We start from the raw sequence: 26,774 nt of genomic DNA on the forward strand, positions 1-26,774 counted from the left end.
TACCGTGAAACGTCGAGATTTAATTAAACTGACCGGTATTGGTGCAGCATCTGCTTTTATGAGCTACGGTTTGCACCGATATCCAGATAAGAAATATGCCAGTCATAAGCTTTTAGACTCATCAACATCTTTGGCTGCCGATCCCGAAGCAATCGCCACTACGGTTAAAATTAACTGGTCAGAGGCGATCGCCCAAAGTACACCCTTGATGTTTGGCTCTAATGATTATGAAATTATTTCGCCCCACAAAGCTCGGGATAATGAGTTTCAGCGCCTTCTCGCTCAGCTTAATATCCCCCTAGTTAGAATTCATCATACCGACCTCAGCGATCGCTGGAGCAATGAGGCAAGTAAAACTTGGGACGAAGCTAAAATTAAAGCCGGATTCGATGCTTCGTACCCTCAAAATCCAGTTCTCGTACAGAATATTCCTCGTTGGCCTAAGTGGATGACTACTGACGAAACGGGTTTGCTAGCGGCTGACGAATACGATAACTATGCCAATTTTTGCGCGGAACTGGTAACGATTATCAACCAACGGCAACAGCGAAACGTCATTTACTGGGAACCATTAAATGAGCTAGAAACACGCTATGAAAAACAGGGCAAACTAGACCAACTTTGGAAACTTTACAATCGCTCGGCACGAGTAATGAAAGCAAGAGATCCTAAAATTAAAATCGGGGGACCGACTTTAACTTGGGATAACAAAAAGTTAGTAGCCAAGTTTTTGCGCGAATGTGTCTCTAATGTCGATTTTATTTCTTGGCATCGTTATGGTACGGGCAACCCTGAAGAATCTACCGATAAGCTAATGTCTCGTACTCCAATGTATAAGCAACAAGTGCGGAAACTACGTTCGGTAGTAGCTAAACATAGTGGCGATCGCCACATACCTTTATTTCTCAGTGAATATAATATCAATTACTATTGGAAATCTGGGGAGAAGCGTCAAAATACTCATATCGGTGCAGTTTGGTTTGCTTCAGTACTCAAGCATCTTGTTGAAGCTGAAATCGATATGGCAGCTTCCTGGCATCTTAAAGATGGGATATATGGCATGATCGATCCAGATAATAATTTACGTCCCGCAGCAAGTGTTTTTGCTTGGGGAAATCAATATTTAGTCGGGACGGTAATGTCTACAGAAAGCAAACATTCTGCCATAGAATCTCTGGCTTTAGAACAAGCCGATCGTAGCAGGTCTTTATTATTAATCAATAAGTCTTCTTACCCTGCTCGAATAACTCTTCTATCCACACCCAATATTTTCTCAGGCAAGAAAATAGAAGGTTTTACTTTGAATGAAAATGGAATTACTAATTTCAATAATGCTGCAACAATATTTAATTCTCAACCTCTAAGACTAAAACCGTTGTCTCTATTACTGTTGCGATTAGATGATAGACCATCGTCAGGTTATGGGAGTTAATCTTAGTTGACGATGGTTCTACTAATGCTTCTGTAGCGATCGCCTGTCAAAAAAACCAGCCTATCTTCAACTACAGCGATGGGAAATCAACTCAGATCCGCTAGAATCAAAGTATAGTTACCATTGCAACCTTTAATTCCAACATAAACCTCATGGATATTGTTAGAATCATTTGCGCGATTGTTTTTCCACCTTTAGGAGTATTTTTGCAGGTAGGATTTAGTTCCGAGCTTTTACTAAATATACTTTTAACTTTACTGGGTTACATTCCTGGAATCGTTCATGCCGTTTGGATTATCGCCAGAAAGTAGGCTCTCTAAGGATAAATACCGAGCTAAATCGGACTAAAGTTAGATACCTACTTTCTTTGTTACTTGCTGCTCTGGCTGTGACAAAAGTTTGCAGCATTTCTACATAGTAATTCCTGTCAGCAAAAATTCAACACTTGCCCAGAGTCGAAATAAATCTAATAGATAAGAGGTGATAAGTTTTACTTATAATTCGGAAGTGGTTTCAGGACTAATGCTAGTTCTCGACTGTTCTGTCAGTAGCTTATCGTCATCAATTAGATCGCTTAGCTGTTGAATATCGACCCCGATTCTATGGCAAGCCTGAAGTAGGTTTTCTTGAAAAGTTTCGGTGTCTTCGGCATATCCACATTGTTTGGCTGCTACGCTCAAACCACTTTCGGCATTAGCTTTAGCACAGTCAATTAATTCTACTCCTTGTAGCTGTTTTGATGCAGTCATGTTATTCAAGAATTAAATCAATAGTTATCTAGAGAATAGCTAGCGAACTTTAGATATTAAAATTTTAATTTATTCTATCTGTTAAAAAACAGTTGGTAAAGTTCGCTAGTCATTATAAACTCCTAAGAAGATTAACCTAACATATATTATTCCGTTTTATTACAGAAAGTTCGAATAAATATAACTATCTATAGATGGGTATCGCTTTAGACCCTTTCATAATAAGAATATAAGACAAACGTAGAAATACCAAATATTCGATTAAAATATTTTTTTCTTTATGAATAGAAACACTAATAAACCAAAAAGTATTAGTTCTAAAATTTCAGCAATAGCATCAGCGACTACACTTTTATTTGGTGGTTTTTTGCTAACTGCACCAGCAGCATTTAGCCAAGAAAACCGCTCGATACTATTAGCTCAAACCAATACCATTGCAGCCAGCAGTGCTCAGCAAGATACTTTGTATCTCAACAATGATAAGACTTACTCTTACAACTTGATCGCCACAGAGCGAACCACACTCGACGGCGTTACTATCCCCGTAGGAGCGACCATTGTCGGTAGGTACGTTCCAGCCGAAGGCGGACTCCGATACGTAGCAGAGGCAGTAACCTACGACCAATATAGTTATCCTATCAGCGCGACCTCCCAGGTTTTTGAAGATGTGAAAGATCCGCGCGATCGCTCTGCAGGTGCCATTGCCGGAGATGCAGGGATCGGTGCAGCAGGCGGTGCAGTGCTAGGAGAAGTTTTGGGTGACGAAGCTAATGTAGAAGAAATTATCGGGGGTGCTGCGGCAGGTGCGGCAGTAGGTAACATTACAGCCGAAAGAGTCGTCGTAATCGAACCAGATCGACCTATCACCTTGTACAGCAATTAGTTTTTAATTTTATAGCTTAGCTAGCCAGTTAAGTTTCAGTCGTGTAGGTCTTAGGCATTCGTAGTCCATGAAAATTCGAGCATATGATTGCTATTGATTTTATCCCCAAAGAATCATTTAAAGTAATGTTTCACTGGCTACTTTATTATTCATGTAGTTAGCTTTGCCATGTATAATTGGGTTAATTTTCCCTATGAGTGCGCTGACGTGCTTCCCGCAATCATTCATCTCCCGAATATCTTTTCCGGTTCGTGCAACGAACTCTTTACTGGGTTCAATCCGAAGTTTACATCCAGTTTTAGTATTAGAACTTTTATAATGTCTCATGGATTCCTGCGAATGGCTAACCAGTTCAGACTACCAGTTAGTGCCACATTTAACCCCGCTTTACAGATTGATGACCAATCGCTACTGTAGAGGTTATGCTTTTACTCCAAATACCAGGAGAGTAGGACTTGATTATTTAAAGTTTTATTAATATTTACTAGCCAATTCGTTCGCTTTTGATTATGCTCGATGGGCAATCTCGCCTACACAGAATATTCAGTTTTCATGGTTCGATACTATAATGTAGTGTCTATCTACCATGTTAGTGCTACTTTAGTTACTACTTGCGTACTAAACGGCTCGCAATTTATTTAGCCAAATATAAAGCTAAACCAAAAATTAGAAATTTTCTTTTTGATTAGTATTTATACTTGTGCTGACTAATTGTCACGTCCCATTTCTGTCATGATTTGGTGGCGTAATCTGTTACCGTTGAAGGCGAGTAGCGACTGGCAATAGTGTTTGATTCCCTATTGCCTGCTCCCAAGAGGCTTGACTGAATTCCGAATTGCCTCTCAAGAAGGTATTTTCGGAGTTAACAATTCGATCGCCAACCAATTAGAACTATTAAACTATTATGAGTGAAGTCAACCAAAATCCCAATTCCTTCGATGCTCAATCCGATTCCGAACTGGTAAAAACTATCGAATTAACCTTTCATGAAGTCGTAAAAGATGAAGTAGCAGGTCAGAGTGACAGCGATCGGGGTTTGGAGGCAGCTGAGACTTCAAACAAAACCGAAACCTGCAACTCCAAGCAAAAGATCGACTGGCATAAAATAGCTCACAAGTTGCGAGAACACAACCGCAAATTACTGAAACAAGTTTTTCAACTAGAGCAAGAAAAAGCCGACTTAGAAAATAGGTTGCATCAGCAGCTTGAAAAATCCTATAATAGCGATACGGCGATCGCCCAACAAGCAGAACAAATTGAAAACGGACTAGAACAAATCTCCCTGATATCCGAGCAGTTAGAAATTTCTCGACATGAAGCTAAAGGCTATCGCAACTCTCTCGAACATTTGACCAAACAATTGAAACTATCTCAAAAACAAACTGCTAGATTAGAACGTGAATGTGCGCTGTTGCAAGAAAGCCACAACGAAAAAGCTTTTCAGTTAATCGATAAAGATAAACAAATACAACAACTATCTGCTCGTCTAGGAGAACGACAGCCTCACGAGCATCAACATACCTTGGCTTTAGATAAGTACGAGCCGCAGACATTGTTAGAACCTAAATCCTCTAAGTCAGCAATTACTCAAAGTTCCGCTCGACGAATTTCGGGCGGTCGCGTAGAGCAAGCTCAAACTAAAAGTCAACCAATTCAGGTATGGTCGGTGACAGATACAAAAAACAAAATTCCCCTACCTGCAGCTGCGTCTCGACCATCAAACCCAACTCGAGCTACAAGTCAAACTTCTGAATGGCCCGCACCAGCGATCGTTAAACCCAAACAGACTAAAAAAATTAAGTCTCTAGCGGCGGTCAAACTACCCCAGTTTTCCCGTCAGAGTTAGAAGAGAATGTCCGGACGGAAAGAGCTCGGGTTGCAGCGGTAGAAGAACCCAAAAAGGCAAAAGGTTAAAACGGTGCCATATCTTTAACTACTCGGTCGCCATTAGGCGACCCTATTTTCTCGATTTTCTCGTTCAACTTCAGTTCGGAATATACTGGGTAAAAGCCGATCGGTTGCTACTCCATCGCAAATGTTGCCATTAATACTAAACTTCAGCATGAAATAGATTATGTTCAGAAAAATAATCTGGATCGTGCGAGGCGGCTTTTAGAGCGAACATTATGCGAATCGAGCAACTACAAACTTTTTTAGCCATAACGCAAACGGGAAACTTCGGGCAAGCTGCCAAACAATGTGGCGTAACTCAATCGACAATCAGCCGTCAGATTCAATCATTAGAGCAAGATCTCGGTTTATCATTATTCCACCGCACTGCTCAGGCGAAACTGACCATTGGTGGAGAAAAATTGCTCCCTCGCGCTCAAAGAATTTGTCAGGAATGGGAAAAAGCTATTGCCGAATGTCAAGATTTGATTGCGGGAAAACAGCCAGAACTTTGCGTTGCGGCGATTCATTCAGTTTGCGCCTATTATTTACCGCCAATTTTACGACAATTCTGTCGAGATTATCCCGAAACACAGTTACGCGTAACTGCCTTAGGGAGCGATCGCGCTTTAAAAGTGCTGCGTGATGGCTTGATCGATGTTGCCATCATCATGAACAATCGCTTTCTTACTGCCTCGACAGAAATTGAGGTTCAGGTACTCTACGAAGAAGAAATTGAAGTATTGATGTCTGCTAATCATCCCCTAGCCGAGCGCGAACGGGTTTCCTTCAAAGATTTGGCTGACTATCCCCAAGCCATATTTAAAGACGGTTATGGGATGCAAAGGTTAGTCAGAGAATGGTTTACTAGTCAAAATCTACCTCTCAAGCCGGTAATGGAATTAAATAGTCTCGATGCTTTTCGCGGTGTAGTCAGACAAGGGGAAATAGTCGCACTATTACCCCATCGAGCCTTAATCGACTCTAGTAAAGATCCGACTTTAACCGTACGCCAGATTGCCAGACCCAAAGTAGTGGATACTTCGACTATTGTTAAAAATCTCTGGCATAATAGTTTGAGTCGTCAGGTAGTCATGGTGACGACTAGCGATCGCCTCGAAATTCCCCCCGTAGCTCATTTTTACAATCTAGTCCAAAAAATGAGTAAATCCTCTAGTTTAGAAATAGCAGGAGAGAGCGATAATTATCAAACTGCATACTAAGTCAACCATGAGTGATGAGTTTCGAGAATTATTAAAGAAAGTCGGCAGTGGGGCTCATACGGGAAAAGATCTCACTCGTACTGAAGCCGAAGCCGCCACGATCGCGATGTTGCAGCAAACGGCAACGCCCGCCCAAATTGGAGCATTTGCCATCGCTCATCGAATCAAACGTCCTACTCCTGAGGAGTTAGCGGGAATGCTAGATGCTTACGATCGCCTGGGCAAGAAATTAGCGCCAGTCGATTCTAAAAAAACGGTAGTTTTGGGCAATCCTTATGACGGACGCTCCCGTACCGTTCCCGTAACTCCCATTACTGCCCTAATCTTGACCGCTAAAAACCTTGCGGTTATTATGCATGGGGGCGAGCGGATGCCTACCAAATACGGCATTCCCGCAAGCGAAATCTGGCAGAAGTTGGCAGTAGATGTTTCTAGTTTTTCTCTGCCCCAAGCTCAAGCATTTCTAAACCAAACCGGGCTTGGCTTTATCTATTTACCCCAACACTTCCCTCTAGCACATCAACTCGTACCCTACCGCGAGCAAATTGGCAAACGTCCCCCCCTAGCAACCCTAGAATTAATTTGGTGTCCGATAGAGGGTGAGGTAAGTGTCGTTTCAGGATTCGTTCATCCTCCTACCGAAGAACGTTTTCAACAGACTTTTAAACTCAGAAAAATTGAAGATTACACTACGGTAAAAGGTTTAGAAGGTAGTTGCGATCTCTCTTGTAGTCGTACCGCTATTATTGGCATCAAAAAACCCGATGGCGATTTCCAACGGCTACTACTTCATCCTCAAGATTACGGTTTGGCAGGTAGAGATTGCTCTCTAGAATCGGAACCTCAAGCAATTGAAGAGATTCGCCAGGTAATCGAGGGAAAAAACAGCGAATTAATGCCTGCGGCAATTTTAAACGGCGGTTTTTATCTCTGGCGTTTGGGAATTTGCCAGAGTATCTCAGAAGGTTGCGATCACGCCGAACGACTACTCGTCAGTGGAAGGGTAGGGGATAAGTTACGTCAGTTACAAACTTATTCTCAGGAGATGCTCGAATGTTAATTTTTTTTCCAAGTAGACTAGACTAAATAATTTGGTTTCCATTCAAAAAATTAGCAATTAGCAGATAGCAGATAACAGATAACAGATAACAATTTTAAATTAAATTCATCCTTCAGCAATCCTGAATTCTGTCTCCTGTCTCCTCATCAAAACCGGTAAATTGTGGTCATCGAACTGAAGTCTGGTAGTTGCTGGAACTTTTGCTAATGCCGCACTAATAGTTACAGAGTTGGAACCAGCTAGATGAACCTGTTCGCTGAGATACCGCTTCCAGGCTTTGGTTCCCGGTTGTCCGGTAAATAGCTGTAGCATATGGCGACTGATGGAATTTAACCTAACTCGTCGGGCAAGGCAGCGATCGATATAGGGCAGCATGGCTTCGACAATTTGATGGCGGGAAGGTATTGTTGTGGCTTCGCCATAAATATCGCGATCTACGGTAGCGAAAAGATAGGGATTGTCATAAGCCGCACGACCGATCATTACTCCATCCACCGACTGTAAGTGATGTTTGATTTCTGGCAGGGTGGTAATGCCGCCGTTAATTTCGATAAATAGCTGGGGAAATTCTTCTTTAAGTCGGTAGACAGCTTCATAGCGTAAGGGAGGAACGTTGCGGTTTTCTTTGGGACTCAAACCCTGCAACCAAGCTTTGCGAGCATGAACGCTAAAATGAGCGCAGCCTGCTTCAGAAACGCTCCTTACGAAATCTCTCATATCTTCATAGCGATCGCGCTGGTCAATTCCGATACGATGTTTGACGGTTACGGGTATATTTACCGCCTTTTGCATTGCCTCGACGGCGGCAGCAACTAATTCTGGTTGCGCCATCAAACAAGCCCCAAAATTCCCATTTTGCACTCTAGAACTAGGACAGCCGACATTGAGGTTGACGGCATCGTAACCCCAATCCGCTGCTATTTTGGCACATTTTGCCAGTTCTTGAGGATTGTCTCCTCCTAGTTGCAAGGTTAACGGCTTTTCTTCTAAAGAAAAATCTAAAAGTTTGTGGCGATCGCCATGGATAATCGCCGCCGTGGTAATCATCTCGGTATAAAGTAGAGTACGGCGAGTAATTTGCCGCATTAAATAACGAAAATGACGGTCGGTACGATCCATCATCGGCGCAATACTGAGAGGATTATCGATTTGTTCGAGTTGGCTCATCTCTCAACAATACTAGTAGTTCAGCGTTTGTCGTTTGGCGTTAATTGCTCCTGTTTGAGGCGGTCGCTTACTCTTCTTAAGACTCCATTGATAAAACGAAATCCATCTTCGTCGGAGTAGCGTTTGGCTAGTTCTACCGCCTCGTCAATAGCTACTTTAACCGGAACCTCTAAATATAAAATTTCTGCTACGGCAATGACTAACAAGTCGCGATCGATTTTTGCCAGACGATTGAGTTGCCACGCTACCAGTACGGCTTCGATTTGTTTTTCGATTTCTGGACGATTGCGCCTTACGGTAGCGATAATTTCTAAGGCATATGCTCTGACCTGTTCTCGATCGGTCAGTTCGATAAATTCGGGCAGTTCGGCAGCTACTCCCAGCCGATTAATCGCAGTTTGAGATAGCTTTAGTGCCTCGCTCAACATGGTTCTAGCGCGATCTAGATCGCTAGCATGAGTTTGACTGCTTAACAGGCGATCGTCACCGCGTTTGACTTCTGCTGTTGCCGTTTCTAGCGTATCTTGAACTTCTGTCTTTAAAGTACGAATAGCTGCCAAGATCAAATTATTTAAATCTTCTGCCTCTAGTTTGTTCGTACTAGTTTTAATTTGACTGATGCTAAGTAGTGCCAATTCACGAGCGACACTTCGGGGTTGTTTGCGGAGTGGCATAAAATAATCAATAATTAGGTAGCGCGATCGTGCTACTTGATGTCGGCTAATGAGCCTGTATATTATACAGCTTGCTGAGATTAGGTTTCTTCTTCTAAAGATAGAAATGAAGATGATTTTTCTTTGGACAGAGAAGAGTCTAAGGGAACTTTACGATAGGATTTAGGCAGAGAAACTGGCACGGTAGCCGGCGGACTTCCGGGACTGACAATACCGCCAGAGATTAACACTTTAAACGCATCTTCGATAGTAATTGCCAGATCGATCGCCTCATCTTCAGGAACGATCGCATACCATCCCGAGGTAGGATTGGGTGTTGTGGGAATAAACACGCTAATCATCTTCCGCGATAGATGAGACTGTAGCTGAGAGCTAACTTTTCCCGTGACGAAACCTAGAGTCCAAATTCCTTCTTTGGGATATTCAATCATGACTACCCTTCTAAACCGAGATTTGGAATCTCCTAACAAAGTTTCTAAAATTTGTTTGAGGGTTTTATACACCGATCCGGCTAGAGGAATAGCCTGAAGAAAACGTTCGCCAAAATCTAGCAGCCACCTGCCGACAATGTTTCTCGCCATCAAACCGATTAGCAAAATAGTCAACAAGGGCACGGCTAACCCGATAACAAAATTAAGAATATTGGTGAGAAACGGGTTTAATCCATCAAAGGGATTTATCTGTTTGGGAATGCGGGTCAGAAAATCGATCGCCCAGCGAGCGAGGGAAACCGATAGCCAAATCGTGGTAGCCAGAGGAATTACCACTAACAGACCGGCAATTAAATCGTTTTTTAAATTTTGCTTTAAGCGTTGTAACACAGAGTAATAACTCTCCTGACAACTGAATATAAAATCAGTCTTGTTTTTCTTGATATTTTTATTTTAGTTGTAAAACTTGCAAAGAATTGTTGCAACCCTTGACAAAAATTAAATAAGTATGATTATTACAGTTATGTTCTCTAGCTCGAGAATAAAAATAATTAATTCAATTAGGCTCTTAGGTTCTATTTGTAGCACATTTTACCCTATAGCATTCTAATTAGATTTCGATCGAAGCGAACTTTAAAAGCAAACTAGAGAGTTTGAAGCTCCAATGAGATTGGACTCAATTGCTCTTAAAATGAGTCCGACTATATTAGATAATATTTTTAAAATCCGAGTCAGAGCCATGAAAAAATTCGTAGAAACTTTACCCGACAAAGCTAGCCTGATCGACCGTTGCTTAGAAGTAGTGTCAACCAAACTAAGGGCAGCAATAGCAGCAAAAGGCAGATGCACGATTGCACTTGCCGGAGGCAGCACTCCCAAACCCCTTTATGAAGCTCTAGCAACTCAGTCTTTACCTTGGGAGCAAGTTCACGTTTTTTGGGGAGACGAACGCTATGTAGCTTCGACTCATAATAATAGCAATCAGCTAATGGCGCGTCAGGCTTGGTTAGAGCGAGTCGATTTTCCGGCTACTAATATTCATCCCATGCCTACCGCAGCCGGGGATCCTCAAGAGGATGCCAGAAAATATGAAGCGGAACTACAGGATTTTTTTCAAACTGATTCGGGGGAGTTTCCCGTTTTCGATCTAATTTTATTAGGCATGGGAGATGACGGACATACGGCTTCTTTGTTTCCTCATACCGAAGTTCTTAAAGTAAGCGATCGCGCGATCGCATTAGGTGACAAAGGGGGCGAGCCACGCTTGACTTTTACCGTACCTCTAATCAATCAAGCAGATTGCGTTTTATTTATAGTATCAGGAGAAAACAAGCGTTTTGCTCTCCAACAAGTCTTTGCTGCCGAGGCTGACGCGATGCATTATCCCAGTCGCCTAATTCGACCTCAAGGGGAATTATGGTGGTTGTTAGATAAATCTGCAGGAATGGCGTTAGCTGAAAACTGATACCAGAATTTCGTCAGCTAAATTACAGTTAGTCCAAACCAAATTAAGATACACATGATAACTTGTCCCAATTGCGAGCATCAAAATCCTGAAGAAGCATTGCAATGCGAAAATTGCTATAGTTCTCTACCAGGAAGCAATCACTGTCCCAACTGCGGTGCCTCCGTACAAGTAGATGCTACTTTCTGCGGTCAATGCGGTTTCAATTTACAGGCTGTAAATCTAGTGCCAGAGACAGAAGTAGGCGAGACGGTACAAGCGTCGGAATTAAACTTGGACTTAGAGCCAGAGCCGATGGTAACCGCAAGCTCATCCCCTATAGCTAGTCCTTGGGATGAAGAAGATTCGACAATGGCACGAGAATCAGATGTAGCAAACGATGTCGCTAAAAGTATTAACCGAACCGAACTGGGGGAAGCACCAGCAGATTTGTCTGCGAGCTTGGAAACCGACTCGGAACCAGGGTCGACGACTTTTATGCCATCGAATCTCGACGATAGTACCGAGGTGTGGGATACAGAGACTGGTGAGCCATTTAATTCAGCCACCAATGTTGAAACTGGACCTTGGGATTTTATTGAGGCACCTATCGAACGCTTCGAGCCAGAAGCCGAGAGGCGATCGCCAGTAGAAATCGAGCCTGAAGTAAACGCATCCTCCCCAGAATCATTAACCCCTACAGAAGAACCTAGAGCGGCGCAGCAGACAACAGAATCTGTAGAAACGGCTGAAACAGCGAACAAGCTAACTTCACTAGAGCCACTATCTTCTACAGAAGAACCCAGAGCATCAGAGCAGCCAGCTTCGGAAATTGTTGCTGAAGAGCGGACTTCTAATTCGACTTCTTCCCCTACAGATACCAGATTTGATTCGGCTACTCAATTACAAACTTTTAATATTAGTTTGTTGCACGTTCAAACCAATACCGTGCTGAAAATTCCTCAAGACTTAGATGTAATTCATATCGGTAAGCCCAACAGTAAAATCCCTCCCGACATAGATGTTTCGGGGTTTGCCAACTCGGAGATTGTTTCTAGAATTCATGCCGATTTGCGAGTAGAAGGAGATCTATACTTTTTAGAAGACGCTGGTAGTTCTAACGGAACCTACATCAATCATCTTCCTCTAATTCCCGGAAATCGTCATCGACTGCGAGCTGGCGATCGCATTGCTTTGGGCAAGGGAGACTTGGTGAGTTTTATCTTTCAAATGGAATAGCTCAAAAATTCTCGCCAATACCGAAGGCGTTAGAGAGCTAACGTAGAGCTAAATCCGATTGTAAAGTCAGATCGAGGTCATTATTGGGGTCGATGGAAACTAGCTCTACTTCCCTATCTCCCAAGAGTATGCCAGCTAAGGCACCGGCACCGGCACCCCCGAGGACTTCGACTGCATTAATATCGCCAAAAATTCCCGCCAGTACTGTAGCTGCTACGCCACCAATTGCCGCTCCTTTGAGAATGTCTCCCGTACTCGCTCCCCGTTTGACTGTTTCAGTGCGGGTGATGACAGCGGAGTTAGCACTAATAAATTGTGCCGAGCCATCCGGGAAGACGATCTCTTCGGCAACAAAGCGAGAACCATTGCCTGCAGGTTCGATTTGTCCGACAATTTCGCTACCGTAGGGAATTAGAGTTTGGCGCGCTCGGTTTCTGATGTTAGCGGCGACGGCAAGAGTTATTGGAGCGGTTTCTTCTCTGGTAACGAGAATTTTTTCTTGCTCGTATTCTACCGGAATAATCGCTCCTCTAGGAATAACTAAAGGTTCATAGCGGGTGCGGCGCTCTCGTTCTCGGGGAAAAGTTTCCGAGCGGCTGGGAGAGGGAAAAAGTTGAGCCGCAGCAGGAGTCGGGTTCAATATTGAGGTAACAGCAACCGTATTCAAGGTCAATGCCACCATCATAGCAGTTGCCGACTTAGAGTAATGTTTAGCGTCAAACATAGTTAAAACTAGGGTATTTGGTGTAGCCTGTTAAGAAAAAATGACCGACACTCAGCGCAGGCTAGGGAGTTTGTCAGGTCGCGTTTGCCGATTTTACTTTGGCGGTTTAATCACGACCTTTTTGTCAGTAATCTTTGACGCAGACAGATCCCTCGTAGTTCCAATTCTGGCAATTTGTAGAGGTCGCGTTTGTCAAATTACTTCGGCAGTTTAAAACCACCGTTTCGCAACCACGGTAAGCTAAAAAGATGCTCAAATCAAAATGGCACTCTAAAATAGTTCGAAAATTTCAGCAGACTTCAACTTTGACCCTTATAGGTTCGGGAGCGTTCTTGCTGGTATTAGGGGGTTTGGGGTGGATGGCTCTGCAAGAGAGTAAGTTAATTTCGAGCGAAAAATTTTCCGTCGAACTGCAGGCTCGAGAATCCTCGGCTTTAATAGCAATACGCTCTCTATCTCCTCAACAGCGAGCATCGCGGTTGCGAGAAATAGCAAAGGAAAAATCCGGTACGGTAGATGGCGATCGCGCCCGTTATTTATTAGCTACCGATTTACTACAGCAACAACGAGGAGCCGCAGCCTTAGAGTATTTACAGGGATTAGAAAAAGACTATCCAGTGCTCGCGCCACAGATTCTCTTCAAAACAGCACTAGCACAGCAACAAAACGGGCAACAAGCCAAATTTCGTGCAACTATCCAACAATTAAGGCAAGACTATCCCAATACTCCAGTAATAGCCGATGCCCTGTATTTACTCAATCCCAACGACCGAGACTACCAACAAGAGCTAATTAATAAATTTCCCTACCATCCCCGTACCCAAGCTCTCGCCCGTCAGCTACTGAAGCAAAATCCCGATCGCTTTGAGTTATTGTTGCTGCTAGCCAAATACGGTCGCGGCGACCAGCTCGACCAGATTCGCGATCGCCTGGTACTCCAACATCCGGCTCAGTTAGAACCTGAAGACTGGCAAGCGATCGCTGATGGTTATTGGCAGGCAGGAGAAAATCGCAAAGCCGCCGATGCCTATACTTATGCTCCTGAAACTCCACGGAACCTCTATCGCGCCGCTAGGGGATTTCATCTCAACGGCAACATCGACCTTGCCAGGAGAGCTTACAAACAGACCATTGAGGAATATTACGATGCTCGAGAGGCGGGGTGGTCGTTGCTCTATCTAGCCAGTCTTTCTGGAGGAGATGAAGCAATTCTCTATTTGGAAAAAGCGATCGCCAATTTTCCTGAAGTCGCCCCCCAAGCACTGCTGGCTAAAGCGATCGTTCACGATGCTTTTGATAAGTCTCAAGCCGCTTCAGCCACCAGAGAGGAATTATTAACTAAATATTCTGATTCTGAAACTGCTATTGAATATCGCTGGCAACTGGCACAACAGCTAGCAAGCTCGGGTAAAAAGCGAGAAGCCTGTCAATTGATTCAACCGGTCGCTAATGCTAAAGTCAGTCTCGACACTGCTCCCAAGGCTCTATTTTGGACGGGGAAATGGGCGACAGAACTGGGGGACTCGCAGGAAGCTAGAAGAATCTGGGAACGAGTAATCGCTCTCTACCCTCAGTCCTATTGGGCTTGGCGGTCGGCAGTGCATTTGGGTTGGGATGTGGGAGACTTTAGTAGCCTGCGAAATTTAAATCCTGCTTTGGACTTGAAGCAAACTTATACTTCACTACCGATGGGTTCGCAAATCTTACAGGAACTATACTTTCTGGGTCAAGAGCGCGATGCCTGGACGCAACTACAGGCAGAAATTTGGCGATCGCCCCAATTTACGGTTGCAGAACAGTTTGCCGAGGGCTTGATGCTGAACGAACTGGGGCAAATATCAGCGGCAATTCAGCAAATTTTGGCTTTAAGAGAACGAGAAGAACCTCAAGAGCAGCAAGCTTGGCAGGCGCTGCGACAGAGCAATGCCTATTGGTATGAATTATTTCCTTTTCCCTATCAGCAAGAGATTTTACAAGCCGCTCGGCGAGAAGCGATTAATCCCCTGCTAGTTATTTCCGTAATGCGTAAAGAATCCACTTTTGCTCCTGAGATTAACTCTACAGTCGGAGCAGTTGGTTTGATGCAGATCGTACCACCTACTGCCGAATGGGTAGCAGAGCAAATAAATTTAGCAGATTATGCTTTGAGCGTTCCCAAAGATAATATCAAGATCGGTACCTGGTATTTGGCGTACAATCATCAAAGATATAATGATAGTTCCTTACTGGCGATCGCCAGCTATAATGCCGGCACGGGTAACGTGAATCAATGGTTGCAAAACTACGACCTAACAGATCGCGATCGCTTTGTCGAACGAATTCCCTTTCCCGAAACCCAAGATTACGTTGAAGGAGTGTTTGGCAGCTATTGGAATTATCTGCGTCTCTACAATCCTCAAATTCGAGAGCGTATCGAACGCCATCAATTAAAATAACCAGAGCAATATGTTTAAAATCCTATTGTGGCTCACAGTTTTGCTTGTTTCTATTGGGAGTTGCTTGAGTGCGCCAGTATTAGCTAGACAAATAAGATCGGCTCCTACTCCGCCTGCAACCATAGTTTGTTTTTCTGGAGGTCGCGAAATCCTCAGAAACGAAATTGTCGCTGGTCCATTTGCTGATGAATACAAGTTCGCTCATGAAGTCAGAGTAAAAAATGAGCGAGGGGAACACAGCATCAACTTTGCTGGTGGACTGTGTATTATCGATCGCGGTGAGGTATCTACTAAACCTAGAGACTTAAACTTAACCGACGAACTAAGCTGCTATTCTGGGGCATCTGAGGTAGTGGCATTTGAGGTTTATGGTCGGGAAACAACCGTTGATGAGTATGTCGAAGGCAGAACTTTTCTAGCCAAAGCTCGTGGTACTTTCTTATCCGACACTTTGCATGAATATTTGGTTTTTGGTGGAGGTGCCTGCGTTGGGGAAGAGGTGTTTTAACGTCAGTTTGATGACCACAATTTACCTTGATGAGGAGAAAGGAGACAGAATTCAGGATTGCTGAAGGATGAATTTAAAGTAGCAATTCTACTTGCTACTTGCTACTTGCTACTTGCTACTTTCGTTAACCTACTTGCCATCCTTCCAATCGATAGGAACTGTCCCAAAACATCCACTCATACTGAGAGGCTCGATAAAAAACCCGCTTCATCAAAGCCAAATCCCGATCGGAAGCCTGTTCGGCGGCGCGATCGCACACCTCGATCGCGTACCCAACTGAAGCTTCAAAATCGGCATCGACATAGGTATCGATCCATTTGCGATAGGGATTATTTGCGGCGGCTCTCTGGTAAATATATTTACCTACCTCAGAATAAATCCAAAAACACGGCAAAATAGCAGCTACGATAACCGCAAAGCTATTTTGATAGGCAACAGCAGTCAGGAAGTTTGTGTAGCCCAAGCAGGTAGGGGATGGTTCTGTTGACAGGGCAAACTCAGGAATAATCCCAAATTCTGCAAAAAAGTCTTCATGCAAGCTACGCTCGACGGCAATTGCCTCACGGGCACTGTTAGCAAATTGAAGCTGAATCTCTGGTTGGGGTGCTTTAGCAGAAATGATTGCCAAAACTCGAGAAAATTCACCGAGATAAATAGCATCTTGAATTATGTAGTATTGAAAAACTTCTTTACTTAACGAACCTGCTTCAAGCTCTCGCAAAAAATGCATATTGATAATAGCATTATAAATATCACTAATATCTTTCCAGGCTTGAGTAGAAAACTTCATAGTTAGATTGAATTCTTTAAAACAGTCATAGTTGAATCTAACAGTTAGCTTCGACCGTCGAAAAGTTATTAGCCGCTGGAAAAAAAGATTTTACCTTTCTCCTAAGATGCAAAAATAATTGTTAGTTAAATATTTCAATTTACTTACTTATAAGGATAAGCAATCTATGACTCTCAATCGTCGCAATTTTTTGTTTCTCTTGGGTGCTAGCGGTGTCGCTACTGCCTTGGGAACTTTCCCCCAACTAGCTTTAGCCCAGAACGAACCCAATGGTCCCTTCGAACTACCACCCCTACCTTATGATTACAATGCTCTAGAACCCTATATCGATGCTGAAACGATGATGTTTCATCACGACAAACACCACGCCGGATATACTAAAAACTTAAATAAAGCGGTTAGTAAGTATCCCGAATTAGCTAGCAAGTCTGCTGAAGATATCTTACGAGAGATCGACAGCGTACCAGAAGATGTTGCTACCACAATTCGTAATAATGGCGGTGGTTATGTCAACCACAAGATGTTCTGGGAAATTATGAGTCCCAATGGTGGTGGCGAACCTACAGGCGCGATCGCCGAACCAATTAACGAAAATTTTGGCAGTTTTGAGGCTTTTAAAGAAGAGTTTAATCAAGCTGGAAGCAATCAGTTTGGTAGCGGTTGGGCTTGGCTAGTGCTCGATAACAATAACCAACTAAAGGTTATCAATACACCCAATCAAGATAGTCCGTTAATGCAAGGAATGTATCCAATTATGGGTAATGATGTTTGGGAACACGCCTACTATCTCAAATACCGCAACAACCGAGGCGAGTATTTAGAAAATTGGTGGAATGTGGTTAACTGGGATGAAGTCAACCGGCGTTACCAAGGCGCGATCGCTTAAATAAATTATCTACATAGTAGCAAACTGGTTTACGATGGAGCTTAGCAAGCTTAAGAATTTTCTCAACTTGTTTTTTGCTATCGAGTTTTCAGGGATGAATGTTGATTCATCCCTGTTTTGTTGGACAGAAACTGGCAAAAAATACGGCAAGGAATCGAAACGAACCTCTTGCCACTAAAAAAACTAATCTTTAGTTTAGTGTAAACGATCGCCAATACTAATGAGAAAGAAATTGTCTTGTCAAGATCGACGGGGTTTGCTAGCCAGATCTATCTCGACTTCTGCTATATCATCAAAATGTGTACCTAAGAGCAAATATCTAAATTTGAAATGGCGATCGCTCATCAAACTAATTTAACTCACAGTTTCGAAAAACTAGACTGGAGATGGCAGGGTCATCACATCCAATATACCGTCCGAGGAGAAGGACAACCTTTGCTGTTAATTCACGGGTTCGGGGCTTCCATCGGACACTGGCGCAAAAATATTCCCATCCTAAACGATAATGGTTATCGAGTTTATGCTTTAGATCTCTTAGGCTTTGGCGGTTCGGCAAAACCTCCCTTAGATTATCATTTGGAATTATGGCAACAGCAGGTTGCAGATTTTTGGGCGGCACAGATCGACGAACCGACTATTTTTATCGGCAACTCCATCGGCGGTTTGCTGAGTATGATGCTACTTGCCAATCATCCCGAAATGGCTGCAGGTGGAGTACTAATCAACTCTGCTGGCGGTTTAAATCATCGTCCTGACGAACTTAAGTTACCCCTAAGAATTATCATGGGCGGATTTGCTAAGTTAGTCAGTTCTCCCATAACAGGTAAGTTTATCTTTAATAATATTCGCCGCAAAAACCGTATCCGTCGCACGCTCTACCAAGTGTATTACGATCGCTCTGCCGTTACCGATGAGCTAGTAGATTTGCTGTACGAGCCTTCTTGCGATCCTGGAGCGCAAAAAGTATTTGCCTCAGTTCTGACTGCTCCTGCCGGTTCGCCTCCTCAAGAGTTACTACCGAAAATCGATCTGCCCCTACTAGTACTTTGGGGAGACAAAGATCCCTGGACTCCAATTAAGGGGGCAAAAATTTATCGAGAATTAGCAGCAATCGATTCTCAGGTAGAATTTGCCAGTATTCCCGATGCCGGACATTGTCCTCACGATGAAAAACCAGAGATAGTAAACCAGTACATTATCGACTGGTTGGACAAACTGGTATAAATACCTCATTGGAGAATCGAAAAAACGTCGGTAAGTTTGTTTATAGGATAAGTTTCGAGGCTAAGCACTTACCGTCTCGACGCCAGGATTGGATAAAAACGGTTTGATTTCATAGCCCAGAGCCTTCTTGGTAGGCATGGACTTACGAAAAGATTGATAATACTCCTTGCGAGACTCCTCAAATAGATATCTCAATTGAGCTATGGGATCGTCATGATGATCGATCCGTAAATCGAGATGGGGATAATCATCTTGATGAACTACATAAAGAGCGGCAGACTGACGACCTCGTTTATCGCCACCTGCCGCCTCTCCTGCTTCTAAAGCCTGTAATAGTCTTTCGCAAAACTCCATGCCTGCTTTGGCTTGATAGGTATCTGCCATAGCGCCTAAAGTTCGTTCGCCTACTAGCATATTGCCCGCCACTGAAAAATTGGGAAAAGTAAAGTGTCCCGCCCAGTCAACACATTCAGAACCCGTCCAGGCAGCAGTTCGACCATAGCAATCGACTAAATGTAGCTGACGACGATCGCCATCTTCATCATCGGCTAGCAAGGTAGCGATCGTGTCTTGAGGAGTAAACGCTCCTGCTTTGCTCGAACTATTTTGGTCTAGCAATTTAAGACCTAAAATTCCCAATAGTGGATTGGTTTGTGCTTGTGTGGCGATCGCACCGATATTTGCTTTGGCATGAGGCACTAATGCCCCTACTGCCAAATGTTTGGTTGCTACTGCAACTCCAGTCATGCCAGTAGTTGGATCCCAAGCCACAATCGAGAAGGTCATAGTTCCAATTTATTAAGTTAATTTCCAATTTATTAAGTTAATTTATGTATACAGTATTCATATTGCTTATATAACATAGGGAAATTTGCTTAATTGCGATCGATTTGACATTTTTGATAATGCTTCTACTAAGGCAACTATTTTCTAAGCAATTTTTATCTACAAATTTAAATGTTCAGTGTGTATAATAATATCCAACAATACACATCAAATTGAATGGATTTGTAAGTTTTATGCGTACAAACATAGTTATTGACGATGAATTAATGAAAGAAGCTCTCGCGCTAACTGGACTTAAGACCAAAAAAGAAGCTGTCGAACTCGGACTTAAAACGTTGATTCAGATAAGCAAACAAGAAAAAATAAAACAATATAAAGGCAAACTTCGCTGGGAAGGAGATCTCGAACAAATGAGAATAGATTAATGGTGGTTGTAGATACTAGCGTTTGGATCGATTTTTTTAATGGAACAACCACTACACAAACTGAAAAATTGGATATTCTGCTTTCCTCTACCAGGATAATAGTGGGAGATCTAATCATTGCCGAAATCTTACAAGGATTTAAAGCAGATAAAGATTATCGGCTCGCAAAACAGCTATTACAAGAACTCAAACTGGTTTCTCTATGCAATGTTTCTTACGGGATTAAATCTGCTGATAATTATCGAAAACTGCGCAAGCAGGGCATTACTATTAGAAAAACTATCGATTGTCTAATTGCAACATACTGTATAGAAAACAAGTTGCCTTTACTCTACTCTGATAAAGATTTCGAGCCGTTCGCCAAGTATTTGAAACTTCAATCTGCTACATACTATTTATAGAATCCATTTGGGATCTTTTTCTACGAATAACTAAGTTTTCAGAGTTCCGTAATTCAGTTAGTTGATTGCCTGTCATCTATCTTAATTTAAGACTCTAAGCACTTTTCTCAAGCTGTAGTATGAGACGCATGAAGACACCCGTAAGATAAATCATAAACTCTACTTCAGACAAAGAAAATTCTTCATTGTGCTTAACAGCATTGTTTTGATAAAGTTGATATGAGCTTAAAAGCTTTTCATATAGATTAACTACTTGTTGGTGTAAACCTTTTTCTTTAAGCCAGGGTAAAAGTTCTGTTTTCTGTTTCTCCAATGCTTTCTGATTATTAAAAACTTTTTTTAAAAGTTGTTCGAGTGAGAATCTTAAATTATCGAGTAAATTTCTATATTGACTTTTATCGCCACTCTGATAAATTTTTAGAGCTTTTTCAAACTCCTCGGCAACCTTTGGACAATGTTCGAGTTCAGAAAGAGAACAATCAATAATTTCACGATCTAGAAATGGATCGCCAGGTGGGTAAATAGTAACCTGTTTACCTCTTTTGTGAATTACAAAGCTAGCACTAGGTGTTAGTATAGATATCCTTCTAATTTTTTTTATTATCTCTGAAACCATCTGTCCTGTTTCATCATACTTATCCTCCAGTGACCAAAAAAGAATTTGAGTGGCTGTAGCTAGTTCCTGCAAGGTTTCACAAGTATCAAGACACTTATGTATGTTTGTATCTCCGAAACCTGGTTCTGTTACTGTATAAACAAACTCAATCATATCTTTTGTAAGCGGAGGTGTTTTAGGAATGATTTGTGACGTTTTTACATCAGGTTTTTCTGCTTTATGAAGTTTAAGAAAATCAGTAAATTGTCGATCGATATCTAAATTTTTAGATAGGTAATCACCTATTATCCGATCGATCACCTCAATCAGCCTATTTTTAAACTTTTCAAACTCTTCTTCGTAATTTAAGTCAATATTCCAGCGTCTATAGTGATTTTTCAAGCGTTTTTCAATTTGCATTTTTAGAGTTTAGTATTGCTTAATGTCAGAATATAGCCATCCTAAATCACTTATAAACGCCTGCCCACCTTACTGTTGAGTAAGATCTAGTATATTCGGGTATACTTTCTCGATTATTAAATTGCGATCGCCTAACACTTAAATAAATTTCATCAGTGTCAGTCTACTAAATCTCAAAGTTCTTACATAAGACTTCAATGGTTTTCATTGGCAGATAGAGCTTCGTCGGATTTTGTCTAAACGGTTGGAAGCCATACTTGAGATAAAAACTAACCGCTTTCTCATCTATGGCTTCTGCAACAACTGCGAGAGAAGCAACTTTCTTAGAGACCTCTAGCGACTTTCTAAGTGCATCTATCAACATTAACTCTCCAAATTCCTTACCTTTTTGTTTTTCATCTACTGCAAGACGACCTAAAAGCGTAGCAGGTAGCAGTGGATAACGAGGCAATCGTTTTGCCAGAGACTCATTAAGAGCCGTTATCTGGACGGTGTACGAAGAGAGGGTATAGTATGCTAAAACTTCAATCTCAGGCTCGTTAATTAAGACAAAGGTTGTCGAGACTCGTCTTTTAAGATCCTGAGATGCTTGCTTAATTATGTATGTGTTTAGGCTATCCCGACCACAGGAGAATTGTGATCGCTCGTGTTTGCGACTATCCAAGGATTCAATTTTAAGCGTCATTAATCTGACATTACTTGTTTGTATCGCCTAGCTGCGGACTGGAGTGAGTCATTAGGCTGTGGAGGATTGAGTATTGTGTTGACAAAAGTTTCACTATCCTCAAGATTTAGCTTGAGTGTTTGGTGTTGTTCGATCGCTCGACGAGCCTCTGCTACAACGGTTGCAACTACAAAATCAGTTATCGTGCGTCCCTGTATATCGGCTGCATTTTGTATAAGAGCCTTAATTTCTGGAGTTACACGAGCTTCTAAACGTGCTGTCGCTTTTGAATTAGACTTAGTAGTCATATAAGAAGAAGTAATTTTAAATTAACTCATACCTTTAATTATATACGGCAATTTGCCGTACCTCCATCTTGCTTTGTGAATGTAGATTGCTAACCATAGTTATACAGAGCAAAAAACAATTTCGTCTCAACTAATCATCCTCACCAATTCACCAATCCACCATTTTTGATAGTCATTAAGATCGAAGTTTCGGTCTGCAATTTCGGATACAACTTCGTTTAATAATCTCAAGACTATTGGCGTGCAAAGGATAGTAGTACATTTGAAACTTTCGCAGTTCATTGGTTAGACATTCGACTCTAGGGTGAACAACACCAATTGTCGATTCCACCCAACCGAAATAAGCAAGATAATGATTTAACATTTTGTATTTTTTCCTAAAATCGCGATCGCCTGACAAATCTAGAAACCCTACCAGGCAATCTACTATACTGCTCTTAACGTTGTTTTAAATAAGAGTTTATAGATTCATGTGTGGAATTGCTGGCGTAATGCATCACGACCCGTCCTGTCCAGTTAAACCAGAGACGCTAATCGCCATGGCAGCAATTCAGTCTCATCGAGGTCCCGATAAAGCTGGTTGGAAGACAATCGAAGATCGCGGAGTAGGATTTGGACAAGCACGTTTGGCAATTATCGACCTCGATCCAGATAGGGCGCAACAGCCCTTTATTTCCCCCGATGGAGAGTATGCGGTTATCCACAACGGTGAGTTTTATAATTACAAATATCTGCGGGCGGATTTAACTTCGCGGGGTTATCAGTTTTTTAGTAAGTGTGACTCCGAACTAGTACTGCATTTGACAGATCGCTTGGGACTAGAAGCAGCTTTACCCCATCTGCGAGGAGAATTTGCCTTTGCGATCTACGAACGTTCGGCGGATCGAATGACGTTGGTGCGGGATCGCTTTGGAGTTAAGCCTTTATATTGGACGCTGACCCCAGAAGGGTTAGTTTTTGGCTCGGAAATTAAAGTATTATTCGCTCATCCTGCCGTCAAGCGTCGCTTTTCATCTGAAGGACTATATCATCAACTGATGCAGTTAATGGTGCCCGGTACGACTGCGTTTGAAGGGATCTATGCGGTAGAACCAGGACAAATGGTGAGTTTTCAGCGTCGAGACGGACGGTTACAGGTTCGCAGGCAAAAGTATTGGGATTTAAATTTTCCTTACCTTTCAGAGCGAGGTAAATCTTTACCAGATGAGGCGTACATCGAGCAGTTACGCCATCATTTTGTCGAAGCGATTCAGTTACGACTCGAAGCAGATGTCCCTGTTGCCTGTTATCTTTCTGGAGGAATCGATTCTTGCTCGATTATGGGTGTTGCCGCTGCCTGTCAACAGTCGTCAGTAAAAGCTTTTACCATCGGCTTTGACGATCGCGATTACGACGAAACGACGATTGCCAGAGAAATGGCTGAGGCGGTAGAGGCAGACCAAGATATTCTAACTGTTGGGGGAGAGCAGTTATACGAACATTTTCAAAGAACCATCTGGCATACAGAGCGCAGCATCTACAATACGTTTACCGTTGCCAAGCTGTTAATGAGCGAATACGTACATAATGCTGGCTACAAGGTAGTAGTTACTGGCGAAGGTTCCGACGAACTGTTTGCTGGCTATCCCCAACTGCGCTTAGATTATATTCTTCACGGCATGGAAGATGCTCCACCTGAAGAAAAAGCCGATCTGCAAGCTTGGCTACAAGAAAGTAATAGTCTATTTAAAGGAAATTTGTTGGCAGAAAAAACCATAGACGATCCCGCTCTAACCGAGTTAGTAGGCTTTACCCCCAGTTGCTTACAATCGTGGCTATCTGCTGCCTCTTTAGTACCCAACTTACTCCATCCCCAACATCGAACGGCTACTCGTGAATACTCTCCAGGTGCGGCGATCGCGCAAACCTTAGATAAAAAGCAACTTGAAGGTCGCCATCCCCTCGATAAAGCGCAGTATATTTGGTTTAAAACCCAGTTTGAGTCTCAGGTACTGGGTTGGGCGGGCGATCGCGTCGATATGGCAAACTCTTTAGAAGCTCGTCCTGCTTTTTTGGATCATCCCTTAGTGGAATTTGCAGTTACCCTACCGATAAATATGCGTTTGCGGGGTCGTCAGGACAAGTATATTTTAAGAGAAATGATGCGTCCCCTACTGCCAAAAGCCCTATACGAACGTCAGAAATTTGCTTTTATGGCTCCTCCTTCTCATACCGATTTAGAAAAGCAAAAGGCGATGCGGGGATTAGCCAAGAGCTATCTATCGCCACAGGCGATCGCCGAAAGTGGTTTGCTGGATGTCGAAGGTGTCAATCGAGTTCTTCAGCGTCACGGAGATGAGAATACTCCAGTGTCTCAAAGGGTGCAGTTAGATGCAGTAATCAATCACCTTCTCAGCGTCCAGATGATGCACCAACATTTCATCGCTACCGATGTCCCCAAACTCGCTCGCGATCGCGCTGTAGAGTTAGGTTGGACGTAATTCTCCTGAGCTCAGCCATTTAACCATCAACAACTAACGATTACCTAATTACCAAAGACATCTTACGGGATGGCGGCTTAAAGGCGCGATCGATTTCTTCGAGTTCTGCTTCGGTTAAATTAATCTCTAAAGCCGCATGATTTTCCTTGACGTGGTTGGGATTAGTCGCTTTAGGTATGGAAATAATCTTATCTTGTCTCAATAACCAGTTGAGAGCGATTTGAGTAGGTGTAGCGTTATGTCGTGTGGCGATCGCTTTAAGTTCGGAACTACCGACAAAGGCACTTTGTTCTATGGGAGAATAAGCCATGATGGGAATGTCGCGCTCTTTACGCCAAGGAAGTAAGTCCCATTCAATACCGCGACGCTTGAGATTATAAAGCACCTGATTAGTGGCGATCGCTTCTCCTCCTGGTAAAGACATGGCTTCTTCCATATCGTCCACATCAAAATTACTCACGCCATATTCTAAGATTTTTCCCGCTTGCTTGAGATGCCGCAAGCCTTTAAGAGTTTCTGATAGGGGAATCGAGCCGCGCCAATGGAGTAAATATAAATCGAGATAGTCGGTTTCAAGTCTAGATAAAGAGCGATCGCAAGCCTTAATTACTCTGTCATAACTAGCATTGTAGGGGTAAAACTTGCTGACTAAAAACACTTCTTCCCGACGACCCGAAATTGCTTCGGCAACTACTTCTTCCGCACCACCTTCGCCATACATTTCTGCAGTATCGATGAGACTCATTCCCAAATCTAATCCCAGTCGTAAAGCATCTACTTCAGCCTGTTTCTGACTGGCTCGTTCTCCCATACGCCAGGTTCCCTGTCCCAGTATGGGAATGTCTCTTCCTGATGGTAATTGTCTTGTGAGCATTATTTCTAACTGAGGACTTCATCTTACATAAGATTATGACGAAGTTTGAGCGAGATCGGATTGTTGATAGTAATCATTTAATTCGGCGATCGCTTCGTGTTTGGCTTCTGGTGACAAGAAAGAAGCTTGAAAAGAGTTTTTTGCTAATTGATAGAGTTCCTGTTTGGTTAAGTCTAAAGCCTCTCGTCCCGCTTGATAATTTTCGGCAATATAGCCGCCAAAATATGAAGGGTCGTCGGAATTAACTGTGGCGCAGATGCCTGAGTTTAACAGCTTTTTCAGGTTATGTTTTGCCATCGAATCAAAAACTTTGAGCTTGACGTTTGATAGGGGACAGACGGTAAGAGGAATTTGTTTGTCCGCCAAATAAGCGAGTAGTTTGGGGTCTTCCATGCTACGAACTCCGTGATCGATCCGAGATACCTTAAGTAAATTAATTGCTTCCCAAATATATTTTGGTGGTCCTTCTTCTCCTGCGTGGGCAACGGTCAAAAAGCCTTCTGCTTGGGCTTTATCAAAGACTTTTGTAAACTTAGAGGGAGGGTTACCTCGTTCGGCAGAATCCAATCCAACTGCAATTATATTATCTTTATATGGTAGTGCCCGTTCTAAAGTAGCAAATGCCTCTTCCGCACTGCGATCGCGTAAGAAAGAGAGAATTAAGTGACTGGAAATACCGAGTTGAGTTCGACTATCTTGTAAGGCTTGGTAAATTCCTTGATAGGCGATTTCAAAAGCAATACCCCTCTCCGTATGGGACTGAGGATCGAAAAATATTTCTGTGTGGCGCACGTTTTGGCTGGCAGCTTTTTGTAAATAAGCCCAGGTCAAGTCGTAAAAATCCCGTTCTTGTTGCAATACTTGCGAACCTTGATAGTAGATATCGAGAAAAGACTGCAGATTTTGGAAATTATAAGCTTCTTTTACTTCCGATACCGACTTATAAGGTAGATTGATGTTATTACGTCGAGCTAGTTCGAGCATTAACTCTGCCTCTAACGTACCCTCGATATGTAGGTGGAGTTCGGCTTTGGGTAGGTTTTGAATAAATTCGTCCATGTT

The 26,774-nt window shown here is 42.7% G+C and carries 27 protein-coding genes; 15 read left to right on the forward strand and 12 right to left on the reverse strand.

Annotated elements, in window-relative coordinates; genetic code table 11:
* The first annotated feature begins 4 nt into the window (after positions 1 to 4).
* Complete coding sequence (locus ACLFKQ_RS19310; RefSeq protein WP_449001385.1) at positions 5 to 1,432, forward strand: GH39 family glycosyl hydrolase; 1,428 nt, start codon at positions 5 to 7, stop codon at positions 1,430 to 1,432.
* A gap of 152 nt (positions 1,433 to 1,584) precedes the next feature.
* A complete protein-coding gene (locus tag ACLFKQ_RS19315) occupies positions 1,585 to 1,743 on the forward strand; it encodes a YqaE/Pmp3 family membrane protein (RefSeq protein ID WP_449001386.1) in 159 nt (52 codons plus the stop codon).
* Positions 1,744 to 1,926: 183 nt separating this feature from the next.
* Here the strand turns inward: ACLFKQ_RS19315 and ACLFKQ_RS19320 are convergent, their stop codons facing one another.
* Entirely contained in the window at positions 1,927 to 2,181 is a 255-nt protein-coding gene (locus tag ACLFKQ_RS19320) for a hypothetical protein (protein ID WP_449001387.1), read from the reverse strand.
* Positions 2,182 to 2,461: 280 nt separating this feature from the next.
* Here ACLFKQ_RS19320 and ACLFKQ_RS19325 point away from each other — a divergent pair, with 280 nt between their 5' ends.
* The 4 genes from ACLFKQ_RS19325 to ACLFKQ_RS19340 all read left to right on the forward strand — a co-directional run bounded on the left by ACLFKQ_RS19325 (position 2,462) and on the right by ACLFKQ_RS19340 (position 7,237).
* A complete protein-coding gene (locus tag ACLFKQ_RS19325; protein WP_449001388.1) occupies positions 2,462 to 3,064 on the forward strand; it encodes a hypothetical protein in 603 nt (200 codons plus the stop codon).
* Positions 3,065 to 3,968: 904 nt separating this feature from the next.
* Entirely contained in the window at positions 3,969 to 4,910 is a 942-nt protein-coding gene (locus ACLFKQ_RS19330) for a hypothetical protein (RefSeq protein WP_449001389.1), read from the forward strand.
* Positions 4,911 to 5,190: 280 nt separating this feature from the next.
* Positions 5,191 to 6,177, forward strand: coding sequence for a LysR family transcriptional regulator (locus ACLFKQ_RS19335; protein ID WP_449001390.1), 987 nt, complete (start codon positions 5,191 to 5,193; stop codon positions 6,175 to 6,177).
* A gap of 7 nt (positions 6,178 to 6,184) precedes the next feature.
* Complete coding sequence (locus ACLFKQ_RS19340; RefSeq protein ID WP_449001391.1) at positions 6,185 to 7,237, forward strand: anthranilate phosphoribosyltransferase family protein; 1,053 nt, start codon at positions 6,185 to 6,187, stop codon at positions 7,235 to 7,237.
* A 105-nt stretch (positions 7,238 to 7,342) separates the two neighbouring features.
* On the opposite strand, the gene dusA is transcribed toward ACLFKQ_RS19340, so the two are convergent.
* The 3 genes from dusA to ACLFKQ_RS19355 form a co-directional block, all read right to left on the reverse strand.
* Positions 7,343 to 8,404, reverse strand: a complete 1,062-nt coding sequence (dusA, locus tag ACLFKQ_RS19345) for a tRNA dihydrouridine(20/20a) synthase DusA (protein WP_449001392.1) — start codon at positions 8,402 to 8,404, stop codon at positions 7,343 to 7,345.
* Positions 8,405 to 8,424: 20 nt separating this feature from the next.
* Positions 8,425 to 9,078, reverse strand: a complete 654-nt coding sequence (gene nusB / locus ACLFKQ_RS19350; RefSeq protein WP_449001393.1) for a transcription antitermination factor NusB — start codon at positions 9,076 to 9,078, stop codon at positions 8,425 to 8,427.
* Between the two features lie 80 nt (positions 9,079 to 9,158).
* Positions 9,159 to 9,899 (reverse strand): DUF502 domain-containing protein, encoded by a 741-nt coding sequence (locus tag ACLFKQ_RS19355; RefSeq protein WP_449001394.1) that lies wholly within the window; start codon positions 9,897 to 9,899, stop codon positions 9,159 to 9,161.
* Positions 9,900 to 10,248: 349 nt separating this feature from the next.
* Here ACLFKQ_RS19355 and pgl point away from each other — a divergent pair, with 349 nt between their 5' ends.
* Together pgl and ACLFKQ_RS19365 are read left to right on the forward strand one after the other, a co-directional pair.
* The gene (gene pgl, locus ACLFKQ_RS19360) at positions 10,249 to 10,974 is read left to right on the forward strand and encodes a 6-phosphogluconolactonase (protein ID WP_449001395.1); all 726 of its coding nucleotides are present in this window, start codon (positions 10,249 to 10,251) and stop codon (positions 10,972 to 10,974) included.
* Positions 10,975 to 11,028: 54 nt separating this feature from the next.
* On the forward strand, positions 11,029 to 12,192 hold the full coding sequence (locus tag ACLFKQ_RS19365; protein ID WP_449001396.1) for an FHA domain-containing protein: 1,164 nt from the start codon (positions 11,029 to 11,031) through the stop codon (positions 12,190 to 12,192).
* Positions 12,193 to 12,229: 37 nt separating this feature from the next.
* On the opposite strand, the gene ACLFKQ_RS19370 is transcribed toward ACLFKQ_RS19365, so the two are convergent.
* On the reverse strand, positions 12,230 to 12,916 hold the full coding sequence (locus ACLFKQ_RS19370) for a hypothetical protein (protein WP_449001397.1): 687 nt from the start codon (positions 12,914 to 12,916) through the stop codon (positions 12,230 to 12,232).
* A 248-nt stretch (positions 12,917 to 13,164) separates the two neighbouring features.
* Here ACLFKQ_RS19370 and ACLFKQ_RS19375 point away from each other — a divergent pair, with 248 nt between their 5' ends.
* Positions 13,165 to 15,351: a transglycosylase SLT domain-containing protein gene (locus ACLFKQ_RS19375; protein ID WP_449001398.1), complete on the forward strand. Its 2,187-nt coding sequence runs from the start codon at positions 13,165 to 13,167 to the stop codon at positions 15,349 to 15,351.
* A gap of 10 nt (positions 15,352 to 15,361) precedes the next feature.
* Positions 15,362 to 15,859 (forward strand): hypothetical protein, encoded by a 498-nt coding sequence (locus tag ACLFKQ_RS19380; protein WP_449001399.1) that lies wholly within the window; start codon positions 15,362 to 15,364, stop codon positions 15,857 to 15,859.
* Between the two features lie 124 nt (positions 15,860 to 15,983).
* On the opposite strand, the gene tenA is transcribed toward ACLFKQ_RS19380, so the two are convergent.
* Positions 15,984 to 16,649, reverse strand: coding sequence for a thiaminase II (tenA, locus tag ACLFKQ_RS19385; RefSeq protein ID WP_449001400.1), 666 nt, complete (start codon positions 16,647 to 16,649; stop codon positions 15,984 to 15,986).
* Positions 16,650 to 16,815: 166 nt separating this feature from the next.
* On the opposite strand from tenA, the gene ACLFKQ_RS19390 reads away from it, so the two are divergent.
* Positions 16,816 to 17,535, forward strand: coding sequence for a superoxide dismutase (locus tag ACLFKQ_RS19390; RefSeq protein WP_449001401.1), 720 nt, complete (start codon positions 16,816 to 16,818; stop codon positions 17,533 to 17,535).
* 330 nt (positions 17,536 to 17,865) lie between these two features.
* Positions 17,866 to 18,759, forward strand: coding sequence for an alpha/beta fold hydrolase (locus ACLFKQ_RS19395; protein WP_449001402.1), 894 nt, complete (start codon positions 17,866 to 17,868; stop codon positions 18,757 to 18,759).
* A 60-nt stretch (positions 18,760 to 18,819) separates the two neighbouring features.
* On the opposite strand, the gene ACLFKQ_RS19400 is transcribed toward ACLFKQ_RS19395, so the two are convergent.
* The gene (locus ACLFKQ_RS19400; protein ID WP_449001403.1) at positions 18,820 to 19,545 is read right to left on the reverse strand and encodes a DUF1028 domain-containing protein; all 726 of its coding nucleotides are present in this window, start codon (positions 19,543 to 19,545) and stop codon (positions 18,820 to 18,822) included.
* 233 nt (positions 19,546 to 19,778) lie between these two features.
* On the opposite strand from ACLFKQ_RS19400, the gene ACLFKQ_RS19405 reads away from it, so the two are divergent.
* Positions 19,779 to 19,970, forward strand: coding sequence for a type II toxin-antitoxin system VapB family antitoxin (locus ACLFKQ_RS19405; protein WP_449001553.1), 192 nt, complete (start codon positions 19,779 to 19,781; stop codon positions 19,968 to 19,970).
* A complete protein-coding gene (vapC, locus tag ACLFKQ_RS19410; protein ID WP_449001404.1) occupies positions 19,970 to 20,371 on the forward strand; it encodes a type II toxin-antitoxin system VapC family toxin in 402 nt (133 codons plus the stop codon). Before ACLFKQ_RS19405 ends, vapC begins: the two co-directional genes overlap by 1 nt.
* A gap of 94 nt (positions 20,372 to 20,465) precedes the next feature.
* Here the strand turns inward: vapC and ACLFKQ_RS19415 are convergent, their stop codons facing one another.
* The 3 genes from ACLFKQ_RS19415 to ACLFKQ_RS19425 form a co-directional block, all read right to left on the reverse strand.
* Entirely contained in the window at positions 20,466 to 21,386 is a 921-nt protein-coding gene (locus ACLFKQ_RS19415) for a hypothetical protein (RefSeq protein ID WP_449001405.1), read from the reverse strand.
* Between the two features lie 166 nt (positions 21,387 to 21,552).
* Positions 21,553 to 22,071: a GNAT family N-acetyltransferase gene (locus tag ACLFKQ_RS19420; protein ID WP_449001406.1), complete on the reverse strand. Its 519-nt coding sequence runs from the start codon at positions 22,069 to 22,071 to the stop codon at positions 21,553 to 21,555.
* Positions 22,071 to 22,358, reverse strand: a complete 288-nt coding sequence (locus ACLFKQ_RS19425) for a type II toxin-antitoxin system TacA family antitoxin (RefSeq protein WP_449001407.1) — start codon at positions 22,356 to 22,358, stop codon at positions 22,071 to 22,073. The genes ACLFKQ_RS19420 and ACLFKQ_RS19425 overlap by 1 nt, the downstream gene beginning before the upstream one ends.
* A gap of 470 nt (positions 22,359 to 22,828) precedes the next feature.
* Here ACLFKQ_RS19425 and asnB point away from each other — a divergent pair, with 470 nt between their 5' ends.
* Entirely contained in the window at positions 22,829 to 24,838 is a 2,010-nt protein-coding gene (gene asnB, locus ACLFKQ_RS19430) for an asparagine synthase (glutamine-hydrolyzing) (protein WP_449001408.1), read from the forward strand.
* Between the two features lie 40 nt (positions 24,839 to 24,878).
* On the opposite strand, the gene ACLFKQ_RS19435 is transcribed toward asnB, so the two are convergent.
* Positions 24,879 to 25,712 (reverse strand): aldo/keto reductase, encoded by an 834-nt coding sequence (locus ACLFKQ_RS19435; protein WP_449001409.1) that lies wholly within the window; start codon positions 25,710 to 25,712, stop codon positions 24,879 to 24,881.
* Positions 25,713 to 25,745: 33 nt separating this feature from the next.
* On the reverse strand, positions 25,746 to 26,771 hold the full coding sequence (locus ACLFKQ_RS19440; protein WP_449001410.1) for an adenosine deaminase: 1,026 nt from the start codon (positions 26,769 to 26,771) through the stop codon (positions 25,746 to 25,748).
* Between the last annotated feature and the right edge of the window lie 3 nt (positions 26,772 to 26,774).

It is taken from the genome of Myxosarcina sp. GI1(2024), assembly GCF_053543375.1.